The sequence below is a fragment of the Shewanella chilikensis genome (assembly GCF_002836945.1).
Classification (GTDB): domain Bacteria; phylum Pseudomonadota; class Gammaproteobacteria; order Enterobacterales; family Shewanellaceae; genus Shewanella; species Shewanella chilikensis.
Genome location: NZ_NIJM01000025.1, coordinates 1 through 16,557, shown reverse-complemented (window position 1 = coordinate 16,557; position 16,557 = coordinate 1). Strand labels below are relative to the sequence as shown.

19 protein-coding genes are annotated in these 16,557 nt (G+C 51.6%); 3 read left to right on the top strand and 16 right to left on the bottom strand.

Annotated features, from left to right (window positions below; all coding sequences use genetic code 11):
- From CX651_RS11145 to CX651_RS11080, 14 genes are all read right to left on the bottom strand, one after another.
- Positions 1-473 (bottom strand): flagellin N-terminal helical domain-containing protein (locus tag CX651_RS11145; RefSeq protein WP_456300076.1); only part of this gene is annotated, 473 nt, incomplete at its 3' end.
- Between the two features lie 95 nt (positions 474-568).
- Positions 569-1,774 (bottom strand): flagellar hook-associated protein FlgL, encoded by a 1,206-nt coding sequence (gene flgL, locus CX651_RS11140; protein WP_101056059.1) that lies wholly within the window; start codon positions 1,772-1,774, stop codon positions 569-571.
- A gap of 11 nt (positions 1,775-1,785) precedes the next feature.
- The gene (gene flgK / locus CX651_RS11135; protein ID WP_101056058.1) at positions 1,786-3,711 is read right to left on the bottom strand and encodes a flagellar hook-associated protein FlgK; all 1,926 of its coding nucleotides are present in this window, start codon (positions 3,709-3,711) and stop codon (positions 1,786-1,788) included.
- A gap of 20 nt (positions 3,712-3,731) precedes the next feature.
- Positions 3,732-4,742: a flagellar assembly peptidoglycan hydrolase FlgJ gene (flgJ, locus tag CX651_RS11130; RefSeq protein WP_101056057.1), complete on the bottom strand. Its 1,011-nt coding sequence runs from the start codon at positions 4,740-4,742 to the stop codon at positions 3,732-3,734.
- Between the two features lie 25 nt (positions 4,743-4,767).
- Positions 4,768-5,859, bottom strand: a complete 1,092-nt coding sequence (locus tag CX651_RS11125; protein WP_025011052.1) for a flagellar basal body P-ring protein FlgI — start codon at positions 5,857-5,859, stop codon at positions 4,768-4,770.
- Between the two features lie 10 nt (positions 5,860-5,869).
- Positions 5,870-6,544: a flagellar basal body L-ring protein FlgH gene (flgH, locus tag CX651_RS11120; protein WP_101056056.1), complete on the bottom strand. Its 675-nt coding sequence runs from the start codon at positions 6,542-6,544 to the stop codon at positions 5,870-5,872.
- A gap of 12 nt (positions 6,545-6,556) precedes the next feature.
- Entirely contained in the window at positions 6,557-7,345 is a 789-nt protein-coding gene (gene flgG / locus CX651_RS11115) for a flagellar basal-body rod protein FlgG (RefSeq protein ID WP_101056055.1), read from the bottom strand.
- 11 nt (positions 7,346-7,356) lie between these two features.
- Positions 7,357-8,100, bottom strand: coding sequence for a flagellar basal-body rod protein FlgF (gene flgF / locus CX651_RS11110; protein ID WP_101056054.1), 744 nt, complete (start codon positions 8,098-8,100; stop codon positions 7,357-7,359).
- A gap of 166 nt (positions 8,101-8,266) precedes the next feature.
- A complete protein-coding gene (gene flgE / locus CX651_RS11105; RefSeq protein ID WP_101056053.1) occupies positions 8,267-9,628 on the bottom strand; it encodes a flagellar hook protein FlgE in 1,362 nt (453 codons plus the stop codon).
- Positions 9,629-9,682: 54 nt separating this feature from the next.
- A complete protein-coding gene (gene flgD / locus CX651_RS11100; protein WP_101056052.1) occupies positions 9,683-10,366 on the bottom strand; it encodes a flagellar hook assembly protein FlgD in 684 nt (227 codons plus the stop codon).
- Between the two features lie 14 nt (positions 10,367-10,380).
- A complete protein-coding gene (flgC, locus tag CX651_RS11095; protein ID WP_025011047.1) occupies positions 10,381-10,797 on the bottom strand; it encodes a flagellar basal body rod protein FlgC in 417 nt (138 codons plus the stop codon).
- A 2-nt stretch (positions 10,798-10,799) separates the two neighbouring features.
- Complete coding sequence (flgB, locus tag CX651_RS11090; RefSeq protein ID WP_039034362.1) at positions 10,800-11,198, bottom strand: flagellar basal body rod protein FlgB; 399 nt, start codon at positions 11,196-11,198, stop codon at positions 10,800-10,802.
- Positions 11,199-11,372: 174 nt separating this feature from the next.
- Positions 11,373-12,206 (bottom strand): CheR family methyltransferase, encoded by an 834-nt coding sequence (locus CX651_RS11085; RefSeq protein ID WP_101056051.1) that lies wholly within the window; start codon positions 12,204-12,206, stop codon positions 11,373-11,375.
- A 144-nt stretch (positions 12,207-12,350) separates the two neighbouring features.
- Positions 12,351-13,271 carry a chemotaxis protein CheV gene (locus CX651_RS11080; RefSeq protein WP_101056050.1) on the bottom strand — a complete coding sequence of 307 codons (921 nt, stop codon included), beginning with the start codon at positions 13,269-13,271 and terminating at the stop codon, positions 12,351-12,353.
- 187 nt (positions 13,272-13,458) lie between these two features.
- Here CX651_RS11080 and flgA point away from each other — a divergent pair, with 187 nt between their 5' ends.
- The 3 genes from flgA to CX651_RS11065 all read left to right on the top strand — a co-directional run bounded on the left by flgA (position 13,459) and on the right by CX651_RS11065 (position 14,988).
- Positions 13,459-14,166: a flagellar basal body P-ring formation chaperone FlgA gene (gene flgA, locus CX651_RS11075; RefSeq protein ID WP_039034365.1), complete on the top strand. Its 708-nt coding sequence runs from the start codon at positions 13,459-13,461 to the stop codon at positions 14,164-14,166.
- 70 nt (positions 14,167-14,236) lie between these two features.
- Positions 14,237-14,557, top strand: a complete 321-nt coding sequence (flgM, locus tag CX651_RS11070) for a flagellar biosynthesis anti-sigma factor FlgM (protein WP_101056049.1) — start codon at positions 14,237-14,239, stop codon at positions 14,555-14,557.
- Positions 14,557-14,988, top strand: a complete 432-nt coding sequence (locus CX651_RS11065; protein WP_101056048.1) for a flagella synthesis protein FlgN — start codon at positions 14,557-14,559, stop codon at positions 14,986-14,988. The genes flgM and CX651_RS11065 overlap by 1 nt, the downstream gene beginning before the upstream one ends.
- Positions 14,989-15,176: 188 nt before the next feature.
- Here the strand turns inward: CX651_RS11065 and CX651_RS11060 are convergent, their stop codons facing one another.
- Together CX651_RS11060 and CX651_RS11055 are read right to left on the bottom strand one after the other, a co-directional pair.
- Positions 15,177-15,644, bottom strand: a complete 468-nt coding sequence (locus CX651_RS11060) for an LPP20 family lipoprotein (protein ID WP_101056047.1) — start codon at positions 15,642-15,644, stop codon at positions 15,177-15,179.
- On the bottom strand, positions 15,644-16,252 hold the full coding sequence (locus tag CX651_RS11055; protein ID WP_101056046.1) for a FlgO family outer membrane protein: 609 nt from the start codon (positions 16,250-16,252) through the stop codon (positions 15,644-15,646). The genes CX651_RS11060 and CX651_RS11055 overlap by 1 nt, the downstream gene beginning before the upstream one ends.
- Between the last annotated feature and the right edge of the window lie 305 nt (positions 16,253-16,557).

Genomic DNA, 16,557 nt, shown 5'->3' with positions numbered 1-16,557 from the left:
CTGATTGTTTCATTCGCATTGGCGCCTACTTGGAATACCTGACTGCCATAGCTACCATCCAACAGTTTTTGGTTACCAAAGGAAGTAGTATCAGAGATACGGGTCAACTCTGCTTGCAGGGCCGACAACTCTTTTTGCATGGCGGCGCGGTCTTCGGCCGAGTTGGAGCCGTTGGCCGATTGCAGTGACAAATCACGCATACGCTGCAGGATATTGGTGGACTCCTGCATGGCACCTTCGGCGGTCTGGGCGATGGAGATACCATCATTGGCGTTACGCTGGGCCACATCCAGGCCGTTGATCTGACTGGTCAAACGGTTGGAGATCTGCAAACCGGCAGCATCGTCTTTGGCGCTGTTGATACGCAAGCCACTGGACAGACGTTCCATGGAGGTTTGCAGCTGATTGTTGGCGCCGTTAAGATTTTTCTGCGCCTTCAATGAAGTTACGTTGGTATTAACGGTAATAGCCATGTTGAGTTCCTCTTCCTAGTTTTAGCGCCAAGACTCGGAGCTTGGCTAAAATTGTTAACAACTTATCTGACAGACGGGTAGGTCTTTGTTTACTGTTAAATAAAGTCAAACAGGGAAACAGAACCCACTCTACTGAACACATTTGAAACGGCGTTCAAGGCCAACTGCTGTTTTTGAAATTCGGTTATCGCCGCGGCGTAATCGAGATCTTCCAGCAGTGACAATGCCGACTTATTCACCAACTCTTCTTCTGCATGATTGCTGCTGTAGCTTTCGAGGCTCTTAAGACTATTGCCCGCAACGCCTCTGGCTACACCGAGTTGAGTCATACCACTATCAAGATTATCCAATAACTGTGCCAACTCAGCTTGTCCGTTGGGGGTATTGATCAGATCGGGATCCTCCAGCAGGGTTATCGCCTGTTGAATGGTGTCGAAAATCGGCACCTCGGCCTTAGGTTCCATGGTGAAGGAATCCCCGCCAGCCGGCGTGCCATCCAGCTTCACCTCTATACCGTTGAAGCTCACTGGATTACTGGCATCGAAGTTAGCCACATTGCTGACAGCCGTACCGCTTGAATCCAACACTTGCAAATCAACCCCACCAGCGCCGTTATCGGTAAAGTTAAAGGTGTAGGTATCAGCCACATGGCTCCCAGGAGGGCTTATTTTGGCACTGAGTACCCTGAACTCCCCGGTTTGCGGGGCCAAATAATTGACGCCGTAGTCACCCAAGGCGTTGGCTGCATTCATAAAAGCCGAGTCCCCGGGAATATTGGTGCCCATAGCAACCCCTTGTGCCACCAAGGCATCACGAACGCCGCTGTCACCGCTGTAAACCATGTTGCCGCTGGCATCGAAGGCAAAGGGCTGAGTATCTGTGTTGTATCCGGCAAACAGGTAATTGCCTGACTCATCCTGGGTATTGGCAATACTTAGAAGTTCATCCAAACTGCTGCGCATTTCATCGGCAATAGTTTGCCGCTCCGAGGGACCAAGGGTGCCATTTACTGCACGCAGCATCTGTTCACGAATGCCGGTGACCAAAGTTTCGGCGCTGCCGAGCTTGCTTTCCGCCAAAGATAAGCGGTTTTTGCTGTAATCCACATTCTTGAGATACTGCTGCACCAGCGCGTTTTGCTGATAGAGGTTGTCTATGCCGATAGCTGCCACCGGGTCATCACCGGCAGTGTTGACCTTTTTACCGCTGGATAGCTGCTCGAGGATCCTGTTGGTATCGGTTTGCTTCTGCAGAATGCTGTTTAAATTCTGCTGATACATCTGTGAAGTTGAAATACGCATCTCTCAAGCTCCTATCGAACCGAACTGAACAGGGTGTCAAACAGGGCATTGGCCGTAGTCATGATCCGTGCCGATGCCTGATAGGCCTGCTGGAACTGCATCAAATTGGCCGCTTCTTCATCCAGGTTAACCCCGGATTCCGATTGCACTCTGGCATAGGCCTGGTTGTAAATGGCCTCCGCCGAACCGGCCCTGACTTGGGCAGATTTGGTTTGGCTGCCAATATCCAGCTTGGTCTTTTCAAACACATCACCCAGGGTCGACTTACCGTTATTCATTATCTTGCTGTCACTGAGTTTGGCCATGGTCAAGGCATTGGTGTTGTCACCCGGCGCAAAGCTGAGATCAAAGGTGAAACTCTCACTACCGCCACTACTGCCATCGACTTCAAAAGTAAAACCAAAGGCGCTGATCTGCGGCGGAGTACCCGCAGCCGTCCCGGTTGCCAAAGAAGCGCCGTTGACATCAAATACTTCATAGGAAGGCGGATTGACACTGGTATCCAGGGTGAATGTCAGCTCACTGTCAGTCACGGGGAAATTGGCCGCGCTTCTGTCGTCTATGCTGACCAACTTCACTGAAGTGCTGCCTGAATTACCTGCGTTGGCGGTGATTTTCGGCGCCGCAGCGGCAATACCCTTGGGATCTGACATCACCACACCTATGTTGGCTGCCGCATTGGCCGTTGGCCGTATTTCAAACCTGTCACCGGCAGCCATGGCACCGGTATCAATTTTGATACTGAAGCCGTTGGCGCCTTCCAGGGTATCGCCGTTGAGCGTCAAATTGGTCACCGCCCCCGTCTTCATGTCCTTAAGTTCATAAGTTCCGGCATTGGTATAGTTCAGCTCATAACTGCTGCCGGACAGGGCGCCGACATCATCGATATTAACGCTCAAAGAAGCTGTGCCCGCGTTACTGGAATAGGCGCCGACACGACCTGCGGCAATCACAGGGTCATTGATATCGGTAAAAATGGGTTGTCCGAGCTCGCCATTGAGATCAAAACCCTGGGACTGCATCTCGTTAAAAGCATCGGCAATCCCCAGCGCCAACTGCCCCAGCTCATGGCTGGCGGGCATCAGGGTGTTGTCACGAAAATCAAATAAGGCGCCCAGTTGCCCCCCAAGCTTGGCGGGGTCAGCCTTCAACTCGTTGCCCCCGAGGCTATAGGTCAGCTCTGGCTCATTGGGGAAGGGGTCACCTGCGGTCATGCCCATGGTCATGGCCACTTCACCGGATACCAACATAAAAGAGCTGCCCAGCATGATGGAGCGGGCACCATTTTCCAGCGGGATCACATTGACTTCGGCGTACTGGCTTAATTCTTTAATCAGCGCATCTTGCTTATCCAACAGCTGCGCATCGTTACCGGGTGACTTCATCAGTTCAAGATTGATCTGCGCCATCTCTTTACTGATCTCATTGATCCTGGTGGTAATGCTTTCAATCTGATCATTGGTTTGCTGCACCTGACCTGTCAGATGACTCTGCATTTGATTGAGATTCTGCGCCAGTTGCGAGGCCGAATTGAGCACAGAGCCGCGGATCCCCAGATCCGCTGGCAGGTCAGCCAAACTATTGAGACCGGAGAAAAAGTCATTCAATGAGGCTGGCACCGCCTTGCCTATTTGGGAAAACAGCTGATCCAGCCCGCTGAGTTTGGTGTAGCTGGCCTCGGCAGCACTGAGCCCTGTCTGACCGATACGCAGCTCTCTGGCAGCATAATCGTTGTAGATACGCTTTACATCCTGCACATAAGTACCTGTGCCATAGAAGTTATTGCCAAGACGCATTGAGGTGGAGCTGCCCTGAATAGCCACCTGGCGGTGATAGCCTTCGGTATTAACGTTGGCAATATTGTTACTGGTCACCCCCAATTGTGATTGGGCAGCCAGGATCCCACTGCGGGCTATATTGAACAGATCCATAGACATGGGTTATCGCTCCTGCACCTTTACTGGCCCGGCTTTGAGCCGAACTCCTGCAACAACTGACCAAAATCGGCCTTGATGGTATCCAGCACTTTCATCACCTTGTTGGCATATTGAGGATCCGTGGCGTATCCCGCCTCGGCCAGTGCCTTGATAAACTCGTCGGGATTAGCGGCCATCTTGCGCGCCTGGCTGTAACGATCGTTATCGGAAATAAAGCGGACAAAGTCGTTAAAGCTCTGCTCAAAACTGTCGTACACCCGAAAGTCAGCTTTTTGCCGCACAGCTGTGCCCTGCTCATATTCCAGGGTCGACACCGCCGCTTTCTCACCCTGCCAACGTCTGTCGGCCTTGATATTGAACAGGTTGTTACTGGACTCACCTTTATGACCACGGACCATTTTCTGGCCCCAACCGGTTTCCAGAGCCGATTGCGCCAGCAAGACTTCGGGTTGAGTCCCCAAGGCATCGGCAGCAGCCTTGGCATGAGGATAAAGCTGTCTGACAAACTCTTCCTGACTGCCGATTGCCGGCCGCGCCTGCCGCCATGACGGCAATACTTTGCCGCTCAATACCTGCTGCAGACTGTCACTGCTTGGCAGCGCGGATGCTTTGGCCGCAGTCGCTTCAACACCGGATATCTTCTCTGCCTGGCCGCCGCTCAAGGCCGCGACACTGCGGTTATCAACATCGCCGCGGAGCACTGAGGCCGGGGTAATGCCGGAGTTTTCCGGTGACAACTGCTGCACCATGAGATCCGCCAGCCCCAGCATGCCTTTGGAGGACAGCTCCACCGACATCTGCTGATCGTGCATCTGCTCGTAGAACTTGGTGTACTGGCTGTTCATCGGACTGTCGGATTCAAATATCGCGTTGGCATCTCGCATGCTTTTCATCAACATCTGCACAAAAATGCCTTCAAACTGCTGCGCGACTTCCTTAAGCGCTGCTTTTTGATCCTGCTGCGCCTGAGCTCTGAGCTTGTCCAGCCCACCGAGATCCAGAAATTGCGCCGCGTCAGCCATTTTGTTCATAGTCGATAAACCAATGTGCCATTAATCAGATGATGATGAGTTCACCATGCAAAGCCCCTGCCATCTTTAAGGCTTCGAGGATTGCCAACACATCCGATGGCGCCGCACCCACCATATTCACCGCCCGTACCAGTTCATCGAGGGAAGTGCCCGGGTTGAACATAAACATACGTCTATTATCCTGAGCCACATCTATGGTGCTGTTGCTGGTCACCGCGGTTTGGCCACCAGCCAGGGCATTGGGCTGAGAAACCTGAGTTGCTTCGGCAATGGTGACGGTAAGGCCACCATGGGTCACAGCCGCCGGCAAGAGTTTAACGTCCTTGCCAACCACTATGGTGCCGGTGCGGGAGTTGACTATCACCTTGGCCGATTCATCGGCAGGCTCAACTTGGATATTTTCCAGGGTGGCCAAAAACGATACCCGCTGCGACACATCTCTGGGGGCACTGACCTGAATGGAAGAAGCATCGAGAGCCCGTGCCATACCCGGGCCAAGTAAGCCGTTAATGGCATCTGCGGTACGCTTGGCGGTGGAGAAATCGGCTCGGTGCAGGTTAAAAGTCAGGTGATCGCCATTACCGAAGGGGCTGGCCACTTCACGCTCGACTATGCCGCCGTTGGGAATGCGGCCCACAGTTGGGGTGTTCTGGATAACCTTGGAGCCATCAAGGCCCTCGGCACTGAAACCACTGACCACCAGACTCCCCTGAGCGATGGCGTAAACATTGCCGTCCACCCCTTTAAGGAAAGTTTGCAGCAGAGTGCCGCCGCGCAGGCTCTTGGCTTCACCCAAGCTCGATACCGTCACATCCAGGGTTTGTCCCGGCTTGATAAAGGGCGGCATATCGGCATGCACTGCCACCACAGCAATATTCTTGATCTTGGGCCTGAAGTTATCCGGCAGATTGATGCCAAAATTCTTCAGCATAGTCTTGAAAGTCTGCTCCGTGTAACGGGTCTTCTCCCCGGTTCCCGGCAAACCCACCACTAGGCCATAGCCTATCAACTGGTTATCCCTGACCCCTTGGATATCGGCGATATCCTTGATGCGCTCGGCCTGCCCCGGCAGAGAAACCAGCAAACAGGCAAGTGCCATGATTAATTTGATTTTCATGAGCTTATCCTCAGAAAGGCCACCAGTCAGAGAGGAAGAACTGGCTCAGCCAGCCCACCTTTTGCGACTCGGCAAAAGTGCCGGTACCGCTGTACTGAATACGGGCATTGGCGACTTTGGGCGAATCTATGGTGTTCTCGGGGGTAATATCCTGCGGCCGAATAATGCCGGTCACCCGAATAAATTCGTCGCCATTATTGATGGTGATCCACTTTTCACCGCGAATAACCAGGTTGCCATTGCCCAGCACCTGCATCACGTTGGCCGAAATTTGCCCGGAGAGACTGTTGCTCTGATCGGCATCGGCTTCACGATTGGTATCCATGCTATCGCCGTAGCGAAAATCCAACGGGTTGCCCTTAATAGTGACATTGTTGCCGCCCATGTAGAGCGGGTTCACTGACATGTCCGAGCCTTTTTTGATCTTGTTGCCGACGCTCTTTTTCGCCTGGGTCGACTCCACCAATACCACAGTGATGATGTCCCCTACCCTGTGCGCCCGCAGATCCGAATACAGTGAAGATGCCTGGCTGTCCTGATAGATAGAGCCGGTCGGTGCTATTCGGGTCGGCGGCGCTTCAGGATACACAGGCGCAAAATAGGGATCATCGGCTATGGGTTTATTCTGGGTAGAGCTGCAAGCCCCCAGAAGTAAAGCCGGAATGATAAGGAACAAGGGTTTCATCACATCACCTCATCACAGATTCTGGTTCACGTAGGCCAGCATCTGGTCTACGGCTGAAATGACTTTGGAGTTCATTTCATAGATCCGCTGACTTTCAATCAGGTTAACCAGTTCTTCGGTCACGTTAACGTTGGAAGTTTCCAGCGACCCCTGACGAATAGAGCCCAAACCGTCCAGTGAGGCAGTCCCCTGAATTGGGGTGCCGCTGGCGCCCGTCTCCAGATAGAGGTTTTGCCCTATGGGATCCAGGCCGGATGGATTAATGAAGTCAGAGATAGTCAGTTGGCCCACCACCTGGTTTTCGGCGGCTCCAGGGGTTTTAACCGACACTTCACCTTCGGCGGAAACCGTAATACTGGTGGCATCGTCCGGAATGGTAATAGCAGGCTGCAACACATAGCCGGCGCCGGAAGTCACTATCTGGCCGGTGTCATCCAAACTGAACTGGCCATTACGAGTGTAGGCAGTGGTGCCATCAGGCAGTTGAATTTCAAAGAAGCCCGGGCCCTCAATCATCATATCCAGCGCGTTATCTGTGGTTTGCAAATTACCCTGGGAAAAAATTTTCTGGGTGGCCACCACTTTAGTGCCTGCGCCCAGGTTAAGGCCGTTGGGCAACTTGGTGTTGGAGGCACTGATACCACCGGCCTGATTGACCGTCTGATACAGTAAGTCTTCAAATACCGCCCGGCCCTTCTTGTAGCCTATGGTGCTGGCATTAGCGACGTTATTTGAAATCACCGAGATGTCCGTTTGCTGGGCATCTAACCCAGTCTTACTTATCCATAACGCGGGATGCATATCAATTACTCCTAGCTAATGCGCATCAGTGAAGCGGACGACTTGTCGTTCTCTTCTGCGGTTTTCATCATTTTTACCTGCAGCTCAAACTGACGTTGCAGCTCAATCAGGTTGACCATCTCATCCACGGCATTGACATTACTGCCTTCCACTGCGCCGCTTTCCACATTGACAAAGGGATCGGCGGCGGCCGGATTACCATCCAGAGTGCGGAACAAGCCATCTTCACCGCGCATCAGGTTCTGATTGCCCGGGTTGACCAGCTTGATGCGCCCCACCTCTTCTATCACCTCGGCGGTTGCGCCCTGGGGACGAATGGAGATAGTGCCGTCTGTGGCAATCTGGATTTTGTCTATCGGCAGCGGCAGCACTATTGGGCCGTTATCACCCATCACAGGGTTGCCCCTGTCGTTACGCAGCAAACCTGTGGTGTCAAAACTCAGACTACCGGAGCGGGTATAGGCCTCACTACCATCGGCGGCCTGCACCGCAATCCAGCCTTGATCTTTGATGGCAATATCCAGATCCCGCCCGGTCGATTTGATAGGGCCGGACTGAAAATTGGCCGAGGGCGACTCTGTCATGGCGAACACCCGGGTCGGCAAGCCTTCGCCGAAGGCTTGCATCGCACGAGCCTGAGCCATGTCGGCCTTGAAACCATCAGTATTGGCATTGGCCAGGTTGTTACCCCTAACCGCCAGCGCATTCATGTTTTGTTTGGCGCCAGTCATGGCGACATAGAGAAGTTTGTCCACCTGCTGCTCCGTCAATCTTTTTACCTATTCAGGTAAAAGCAAACATCGTGCCAATAAAATGAGCAGTTGAGCACTAGGACAGCAGAAGAACTTCAGTAACTTGGGAGTTAATAGGCGAAGGTGCGGCAAGACATTGCCGGGGCGGCAATGTCTTGCACAGGAAGGCTTAGCGGATCTGCAATACGGTTTGCTGCAGTGTGTTGTTCACTTCCAGAGTACGGGAGTTGGCCTGGAAGTTACGTTGGGCCGAAATCAAATCCACCAACTCAGTGGTCAGGTCGACGTTGGATTGCTCCAGTGTTGATGAGCGGATACTGCCAAACACACCGCTGTTGGCCTCACCGGCCAGCGCCGCGCCTGAATCCAGGCTGGCTTTCCAGGAGGTGTTACCCACCTGACTCAGTCCCTGCTCATTGGAGAAGCGTGCCAACGCCACCCGTGCCAGAGGTACTGTTGAGCCATTGCTGTACTTGGCAGAGATCAAACCATCAGTACCCACTTCAACATTGGTCAAACGGCCCACTGTCACACCATCCTGCGTCAATTCCGTGGCGTTGAACTTTTCCGAGAACTGGGTCGGATTATTGAAATCTATGGTTATCGCTTGAGTGCCGTCAGCAGCCGGACCAAGAACGTTGGCCCCGCCAACTCCCAACTGCTCTGTGGTGATCACCGCAGGATCTGAACCTATATAACCGCCGACATCGTTGAACTTGAGCACAGCTCCGGTCCAGCCACCTGCAGTTTGTGCTGTGCCTGTACCATCCGCAGTACCGTCACCGTTAGTGTCCGTGTTGTAGGTTCCGGCGCCGCCACCCAGATTGACCGGCTTGTCGTCAATAGCGTAGTAGGCCACCCAGTTACTCTCACCGGTATGAGCACCATTTTCCGGACGCACAAAATAGGTGGTCAGGGTATGAGAGTTACCCAAAGAGTCATAAATAGTCACTGCGGTTGAGTTGTTGAAAGTGTCTGACTTGGATGGGTCAAACAAAGCCGGGTCTTTAGTTTCTTGAGTGGAGTCCAGGTTCATGCTGATACCAACATTGTTGGTTTTCTGCGGGCTACCGGCAGTATCCGGGATCTGTACCGGCTTGGTGGTGGTCAGACTCACAGAAGTGGAGTTACCATCTTTATCGACCGGGAAGCTCTGCAGATAATTACCTGCTGCATCGACCAGAAAGCCGTTGTCATCACGTTTGAAGGCTCCGGCGCGGGTGAAAGAGTAATCCTGACTGCCGACACTGGATGATGTCACGAAGAAACCACCACCGTTGATCGCCATATCCAGCGCGTTGTTGGTGGAGTTCAGGTTACCCTGATGGAACTGCTGCGCCACCTGAGTGGTGGTGACACCGCCGCCCACTGTGGTTCTGCCGTTGGAGAAAATCGAGCTGGCGTACACATCGGCAAACTCGGCCCGGGATTCTTTAAAGCCTATCGTATTGACGTTGGCAATATTGTTGGCCGTGGTATTGAGATCTTTCTGCGCCGCAGCAATCCCACTCAGAGCAATGTTAAAAGACATAATTCACCTCATGATTTTTAGATACTGTCCGGCACCGCCGGGGCAGAAACAGAATTAAACCTCGGAAACAGCCAGCACATCGGCGAGCCTGATCCCGCCAATACCTCTTAGGTTCAACACGGCGCCGGTGGCAGAGTTGAGTGATACACTGGTCACGTGGGCATAGGAACTAACGATAAGATCCTGGGACTTACCATCAACAACCCCGCTGGCCTTCATGGTATAGATGCCTGTATCGACAGGGTTTCCGTCCTTATCCAGGCCATCCCATTCCACATCTATATTGCCGCCGGCACTACCGTCGACCTCGAAGGTTTTGATCACCTGACCGGCTTCATCTTCAATCGTTACTTTAATTGAAGGGATCTTTTCCGGTGATGTGATCACCCCTTTGAGCGTTGGGTCTTCCTCGGAAACATAGCCGGTGCCCGCCGGGATCAGCACTTTCTGCCCCACCAAGCCTGATGCCTGCAATGCCTGACTCGAAGTCATTAACGAATTGAGGTTAACTATTTCTTCATTCAGGTTAGAGATACCATCCACTGTGGCAAACGACGCCATCTGGGCGATCATCTGATCGTTATCCACCGGCTTGAAAGGATCCTGCATAGACAACTGCTGACTGAGGAGCGAGAAGAAGTCTTCCTGGGTCAGTTGTTGATTATTGCTTTTCTTGGTTTCAGTACCCGATTGCACCTGGATACTGTCGAGAAAAGGGTTAACTGAATTGACGCTCATGGGCTATGCCTCCGTTATTTGCCCATTCTCAGGGTTTGTTGCAGCATGGACTTGGCTGCATCGGCTACCTGAACATTCATCTGATAGGAACGGGAGGCGGAAATCATATCGGCCATCTCTTCCACTACATTGACATTGGGTTTGTAGATAAAACCGTCGGCATCTGCCATGGGATGATCCGGCGAATACTCTTTCAGCAAGGGTTTATCGCTTTCCACTATGCCTTTGACTTTGACCGCTGCCCCTTGTTGCTGTTGGCCATTAGCCTTGGCCAGTTCGGCCTCAAAAATGGGATGCCGTGCCTTGTAGGTCTTATCGATACTGGAAGAAACAGAATCTGCGTTGGCTATGTTACTGGCGGTAGTATTCAAACGTACCGACTGCGCGGACATTCCCGAACCCGCAACATTGAAAATATTGTACAAACTCATGATTAATCTCCTTTCAATGCCTTTTTCATGCCGGCGAACTTACCGTCGAGGAACCCAAGCGACATCTGATATTCAAGCGCATTTTGCATAAAGGCCTGCTGCTCTTTTTGCATATCGACTGTGTTGCCATCCCCAGTGTCCGGTTGATCCGGCACCCGATATTGCACATGTTGGGCTGTCAGCGCCTTGAGGTCGAAATGCTTTTCAGACGTTGCCGCCATATTCATTCCCTGTTGCCGCCCTTTGGCCGCCTGCAACGCCGAAGAAAAGTCCACATCCCGAGCCTTGTAGTGCGGGGTATCGGCATTGGCTATATTGCTGGCAAGCACTTCGGCACGCTGGGCGCGAATACCCAGAGTGTATTGATGTATGCCAAGGGCCTTATCAAAACTGATCGCCATAAAACCGCCTCCTCCAATGACTCGACAAAAACAAAGCAAGCTTTGTGCCAGGAATGATGGCTATAGCAACAGATGAGAAATGGATTGCGATTGACTTGAGAGATAAAAAAGAAAGAGCCCATCAAACTTGACAGGCGGTCATTGAAAAACATTGAAAATCAAGGAATTAGATAACTAATTTTTCTTTTGATAATAAATACCGGGATTGCAGCGAACCATATCGAATTCATCGGTCAAACCGGCAATCGACTCACTGGCCCCTAAAAACAATATCCCCTTGGGATTGAGAGCGGCAGCAAATTGCCGCAGTATTTTTGCCTTTGCCTCCGGGGCAAAATAGATAAGTACGTTACGGCAAAAAATGATGTCGAACTTGCCAAGCAAGGTGTAACTTTCAAGCAGGTTGTGAGCCCGAAAACTGACCAAACGACGAACATTGTCCTTTACCCGCATATTGCCATTGGGCAGGGCTTCAAAAAACTGACGCTTACGCTCTTCAGACAGCCCCCGGGCCAATGCCAGCTTATCGTACTCGGCATTTTTACAACGCTCGAGCATGGACGGCGATAGATCGGTGGCCTGGATTATCGCCCCACCCGGCAGAGCTCCCGGCTTACGCTGTTGATATTCGAGCACTGTCATCGCCAGTGAATAGGGCTCCTGGCCGGATGAACAGGCTGCCGACCAAATCTTCAACGGCCGACCCAACTTGGCAAAACCGGGCAATAATGTATTGCCAAGTAATTCAAAAGGATACTTGTCCCGAAACCAAAGAGTTTCGTTGGTCGTCATGGCATCAATGACTTCAGCCCGTAATTGGCGCTCTGTGGGTCGCATCGATTGCTTAACAACGTCCGACAGGGATGGCAAACCATATTTCCCCATCAAAGGCGCCAAACGGCTGCGAACCAAATACTGTTTGTTCTCACCCAATACAATGCCACTGTGCTGCTCAAGAAACAGCCTGAATTGATTGTACTCAGTTTCCGCGAGAGATTTATCTGGCACCTTAGTGTCCTAACTATCCGTAAAAACGTCACTGCGAATTGAGGCAGCAACATTTAAAAACTGGGGCTGCGTTATACCCCAGCCCCCTTTGCAACACAAGCAGACCAACTCACTATAGCCATAAAAAGTCACAGCAGACAAAGGCTATAGACTCAGATGCTTGTTAACAGCAGAAGCCAGTTCGTCGGGGTTGAACTTGGCAATAAAATCATTGGCGCCCACTTTCTGTACCATGGCTTGATTGAATACCCCGCTCAACGAGGTATGCAGCACTACCTTGATATTTTTCAGCTTGGGATCATCACGGATCTCGGCGGTCAGAGTGTAACCATCCATTTCCGGCATTTCGATATCCGAAATAATCAACGGGATTTCATCGGCAACATTGTCCATACCAGACGCTATATTCTTCAGTTTTTCCAATGCTTCCCGACCATCTTTAGCGGTATCTATCTGCAGATTCAACGAAGACAATGCACGAATGATCTGCTTGCGCGCCACAGAGGAGTCGTCAATCACCATAATATGATAATGCTGCTCCCTGTCGATAGTGAGAGATTCATCCATTTCTTGGCTGATATCTGTCTTGACCGGTGAAATTTCATCAAGAATTTTCTCCACATCGAGGATTTCAACCAGTTCACCTTCGATTTCCGTCACAGCGGTCAGGTAAGAGTATCGTCCCGCTCCTTCCGGCGGCGGCATGATAGACTCCCAATTCATGTTAATGATCCGCTCAACTGAACGAACCAGAAAACCCTGCACGCTGCGGTTGTATTCGGAAATAATGATGAAGCAATCCTTGACATCATCTATGGGTTTACCGCCGGTCGCCGCACTGAGGTCGATAACAGACACAGTCGTACCACGAATATGGGCCACGCCCTTAACAAAGGCGTTCAACTTGGGCAATATCGTCAGTGGTGGGCACTGCAAAACCTCTTTGACTTTGAATACATTGATACCGAATCTTTGTCTGCCGTTAAGTTTGAACAACAGAAGTTCGAGGCGATTTTGTCCAACCAGTTGAGTGCGTTTATTGACTGATTCAAGAATGCTCGACATAAGGCTGCCTTGTTGTCTTTATATTGAGAAATACCCGCTGTCCCACAGACAGGCATACTATTTGCTTTATCCAAGACACTGATGCCCAGTCAAATTTCTGACTAAACCTAAGGTGAAGCCAGTACTGGGAACCGCGAATCATTGAAAGTATAGGTGTAATCTGGCGAGACAAGCTAGCCTGTTCATTATGAAAGTAAATATTGCATACCTTTTGGCTACAATTTTAATGCCCATCGCAACAATGGCGGCAGAGAGCAGCTTTGTTCCCAGTATATCGGCCATGGAAAGCCTGGCTAAAGAGGCAGTGGCCAAAAAAGTGCTGGCGGGCACAGATGCACAAATTACCATCACCCCGCAACGACTGGATTCCAGGCTCACGCCCCCTAGATGCAATTCACCTTTGACGGCCGAACTTGCCAGCGACAGAGAGATAAGCCGCAACAATACTGTGCGCATAGGTTGTAACAGCCCCGAGCTAAGCTACCCGTGGCAAATCTATGTCTCGGTACGGGTAGATATCAGTTATCCTGTGGTGGTGGCCACTCAAACTCTGGCTCCGGGCACTGTGCTGGGGCCGGAAAATCTGGCGCTGCGTTACATAGATGAAACCAGTCTGCGCGGCCAGCAGTTCGAGGATATTGCCACAGTGACGGGTACCCGCCTCAAGCGGCGCATAGCCAAAGACTATCCGTTATTTGCCGCCAATCTCTGTTTTGTTTGCAAAGGCGACAGAGTCTCTATTTATGCAGGTAACGAGAAGTTTCAAATAAAAACTGTTGGTGAAGCCCTGCATGATGGTAACCTTGGAGAACAGATTAGGGTAAAAAACACTCGCTCAGACAAAGTGTTGGAGGCTACCGTCACCAATGTGGGCGAAGTGGAAGTTCGAATGTAAAAAATGCTAAAGTTCTCCTTGGCTATGCCGATAAGACAGCAAGGTAATCAGAGAAAAGGCTGGAGCCGCGATGGCTATGGATATTAAACAACTGCAAAATCAACCCAGGGTGAATACAGGTTCACTCCCCAAGAACACGGCTCAGAGCAATCAAACAGCTCAGCAAGGGGCTGCTCCGCAGAAAACCGACTCGGTTGTGGTGTCGCAGCAAGCGCAGCAGCTGCAAGGAGTTCAGAGTAAAATGGCCTCCCTGCCGGAAATAGATCAAAAGAAGATCAGCGAAATCAAATTGGCAATCGCCGAAGGCAGATACAAGGTTGACCCGGAAAAACTGGCAGCCAACATATCTCAATTTGAATCAGAACTGAGCGCACTCAATAAAGGATCCTGATGCCTGATACCCCGGATATAACCAGCCTGATAGCACAGCAGATGACTCAACTCGAGCGTCTGCTGAACTTGATTGAGCAGGAAAAAAACGCCCTGCTCGATCGCAATGCCGATAATCTGCTGCAACTGGCCCAAAACAAGAGCGATCTGCTCAATGAGGTCAAGACAGTAGATGAGGCGCTCTCCTCTCATCCTGAACAAGCCAAACTCAGTCAATCGCCATTGGCCGAACAGGTCAGTGAAGCCCGCGAACTATTGGCTACTTGCCAACTGCGCAATCAGGAAAATGCCGGCCTGATAGAGCTGAGCATGGCCAGTATCAATCGTCTGGCACAGGCGCTGCAAGTAAGCCGCAATGCCTCCAGCCTGACTTATGACGGCAAAGGCAAGACTTCAACCATCGCCACCCTGGGCAACGATCTCAAGGCTTGATTTAAAGCCCTGCTCCTGTCCCATTGCTTAAGCTAATTCAGTAAGTTCGGCTTATTGGTGCGCCCCAAGCTCCTGTCCTCCAGAACAGAACGTATACCCTGCTCTCAATTCAGCAAAGATTCTTAAGCCACAAAAAAGCCACAAAAAAAGCAGCCAAACAAGGCTGCTTTGGACTTATACCCATTCCCCTAAAAATAAGTGATCTCTTTGATTCGCTGGGGGCGATTTTGCTGCTGATACAGATCCCACACTCGGGCGAAATCCAGCTCCAGTTCGGTCACATAATGATCTCCGGCCGGATAACTGCGCACCACCTTGGCGCCGCGGATCACCCCGGAAACCGAGGCCTGGATATTATCGCCTTTCAGCATCCAGTCACTGACTTTGCTGTCGGCCGACAAACGTTGACCATAGACTTGTTCGGCCAATTCCCGATAAGCGGCAATCTTGGATGCTTGCATCGCCATCAGCACCTTTTGCGACTGTTCCTTGCCCGGTTGGCTGGCCAGCGGAGCATAGCCTATTGCCGTCAACTTGGGGAAACTGCTTGGCGCCTCTGTCTCCCACTGCACATATCTGTCCTTATCGGCGCAGCCACCCAGAACTAACGCGAGCGCCAGCGTGACCAATGTCAGTGTGTTGTTCCAATACTTCATTACTTGTCTCCCACTATCCGGCTCTTGTCTTCTCCGCGATTTTCATAGCGATAAAGCAAGCCTTCTTTTGACACCACCCTATGGGATGGCGCCAGATAACCCGGTAGTTGCGCCTCAAGCACCCGCGCCCCGGCCGTCGAAAGCACCCGATTGTTATTGACGTTGACAATCCGACTGTTGAACAAGATTTCACCTTTAGCCTGGCTCATGCTGGTGACCAGTACATGATCCACCGCAATATCCGTCGGCAATTGTTGCCAGTCGCGGGTAAGAATAAAATCCCCCTGTGGCGTTACCCGCACCGCTTCGGCCAGGTTCAAATCCACCAGGTTAAAGCCGCGCTGATGAAAAGCCGTCATTAAGCTCTGCTGTAGTTGTGAGGCCAGTGCATTACTGCCTTGCATATCTTCCACCATCGCAGGCGTCATCACCAATAGCGGCTGAGTCGGTTTAAGAGCATCGTTATGGGTTACCAATTCATCCACCAACTGATGCGCCAATAGATTGACTGGTGCTTGTTGGGGCTTGAACTCAGCCTGCGGTTGCTGTGCTGTCGTACTGCAAGCAGGCAGCAAGAGTAAAGGCAATATACACAGGGCTTTATACATAATATCCGTCTCTCTGGTACCCTAGCGGGCACTTACTTTATTGAGGAACCTGGCGACTCATGGACCTGGCGTGAACCTTGGCCGATCTGACTTATGCCGCACTTTCTCCGAGGTTGTCATTTCGCACCACGGCTAACTCTATTAGCGCCAAGTTCCTTTCACTGGGGTAAGGCTATGCAAATAAAATACCAACCTAAGTTAGGGAAGGTGCAAGCAAGTCCCATGTGTGCTCTGCGTCGGCTTACGGGCTTGGATGCAAGGCGTGGTTCGCAGCAAATGGCCCTAGTCCTTTGCAAGAAGCACAA